The sequence below is a fragment of the Alkalibacterium indicireducens genome, from assembly GCF_039522005.1.
Lineage (GTDB): Bacteria > Bacillota > Bacilli > Lactobacillales > Carnobacteriaceae_A > Alkalibacterium > Alkalibacterium indicireducens.
Genome location: NZ_BAAADA010000085.1, coordinates 1 through 1,817 on the forward strand (window position 1 = coordinate 1; position 1,817 = coordinate 1,817).

The following is a 1,817-nucleotide window of genomic DNA, read 5'->3' on the forward strand; positions in this document are numbered from 1 at the left end:
TCTATCAGAAAACCGTTCAATAGTTAATATCAGGAAAAACTTTACATTACTTTCTACTTTACATTAAATTTGAAGACCGGTGTAATAACTCACCCCAAAGAGGGTGACATCGTTTTAAACGAACAATATGAAGCTCTCGCAAACCATTATGTTATGGCCATTATGCCTGCTCAGGTAAGAAAACCTAAACAGAAAGCAGCGGTTGAAGGAGCGGTTGGTAAAATTGCAACGGCAGTTATTGCTTCATTAAGAAATGAAATATATACAACAATGGGAGAACTAAAATTAGCTGTTCGTGAGAAATTGGAAATTTATAATAATAAAGAATTTCAAAAGCGTGAAGGCAGTCGTTCGCTTGTTTTTAAAGAGTCAGAACAGGAATTTTTGCGTGCCTTGCCTTCTGTTCCATACGAAATATCAGAATGGGTTTACGGAAGAAAAGTAAAACTGGATTGTCATATTACGTATCAAAAGAATAATTACTCTTGTCCCTATCAATATGTCAAAAAGAGCGTTGATTTAAAAGTAACAGATAACTTTCTTGAAATTTATTATCAAAATGAACGAATTGCGACTCACAAACGATTCCCATCATATAAAGAATATAACTTTTCAACCTTGCCAGAACATCTACCAGATCAACTTAATCAACTCGAATGGAATGACCAACGACTATTAAATTGGGCACAAAAAATTGGACCTTTCACCCATAAAGTGATTCAGCGTATCTTTGAAAACCTACCACTCAAAGAACAAGGATATCAATCGTGCTTATCTGTTCTCAATTTATCGAAGAAGTATTCAAATGCTTCTTTAGAGAAGGCTTGTCAAATAGCTTTAGAACGTGTCCATTCCCCAAGATACCGTCAACTAAAGGCAATATTAACGAATCCTGTTAATAATGAAGCGATTGAACATGCAGAGACCAACTATAAAGAATCCATGGGATTCGTGAGAGGATCAGACTATTATGGAGGCGATAAGAATGATTGATAACGAAACGATTAGAAAATTACGTCAAATGGATTTAAGTGAATTAGTAGACGCTTTAGAAATTCAAGAGATGGACAATGATACACGACAACTGTCTTTTGATGAACGACTTCAACTGGGTACTGACCATCTATATCAAGAGAAATACAATAAACGGGTGAATGGATTAATTAAACGATCCAAATTTCGTATTCAAAACGCAACTGTTTCTGCTATTCATTATGACAAACGAGATATTGATCGTCAGACACTTAATGAATTAGCCACCTGCAGCTATATCAATCACCGAAGAAACATTATTTTTCAGGGCTTCACTGGGTCAGGAAAGACCTATTTAGCCTGCGCTTTAGGACGAGAAGCGTGTAAACGAGAAATTCGAACACGCTATATTCGTTTGCCTGACTTATTAATAGAGCGGGACGAAGCGACACTTAAACCTAAAGGTGTAACCAACCTCATCACAAAATTCTCAAATTATAGCCTGCTAGTTATTGATGAATTATGTAAATCTTTCCATAATTCATCTTATGGACAGAGATTTGTTATGTAAAGTTATTAATTATTATGTTGAATTCATAGGCTTTTCGTGTTTCTAACTGTACATAATATAGTATCCTTAATTTAAAAGCATTATGGTGGTAAGTCAAGAGAATAGATTATAAATAGACAACCTAATTTCATAAAAAAGGGTGCACTGAACTAAACCGTCACGTATTCGAAAATACGTTCGGTTTATGTCTTCGGATAGTCGTCCTTAAGAAATAGTTTCTCTTAAGACTCCATCGCCTCCGATCTTGCGATATAGAGTTGGTGATCGCTTAGGA

At 35.3% G+C, this 1,817-nt stretch carries 2 protein-coding genes; both read left to right on the top strand.

All coding sequences use genetic code 11. From position 1 onward, the window contains the following. Window positions 1–69: 69 nt before the first annotated feature. Window positions 70–993 carry a Mu transposase domain-containing protein gene (locus tag ABFX15_RS05415; protein ID WP_346024463.1) on the top strand — a complete coding sequence of 308 codons (924 nt, stop codon included), beginning with the start codon at window positions 70–72 and terminating at the stop codon, window positions 991–993. After that, a complete protein-coding gene (locus ABFX15_RS05420) occupies window positions 986–1,543 on the top strand; it encodes an ATP-binding protein (RefSeq protein WP_346024464.1) in 558 nt (185 codons plus the stop codon). Before ABFX15_RS05415 ends, ABFX15_RS05420 begins: the two co-directional genes overlap by 8 nt. Window positions 1,544–1,817 lie beyond the last annotated feature (274 nt).

Coding starts and splice junctions, on each gene's coding strand:
- ABFX15_RS05420 (WP_346024464.1), top strand. CDS start 986: ATGATTGATAACGAAACGATTAGAAAATTACGTCAAATGGATTTAAGT.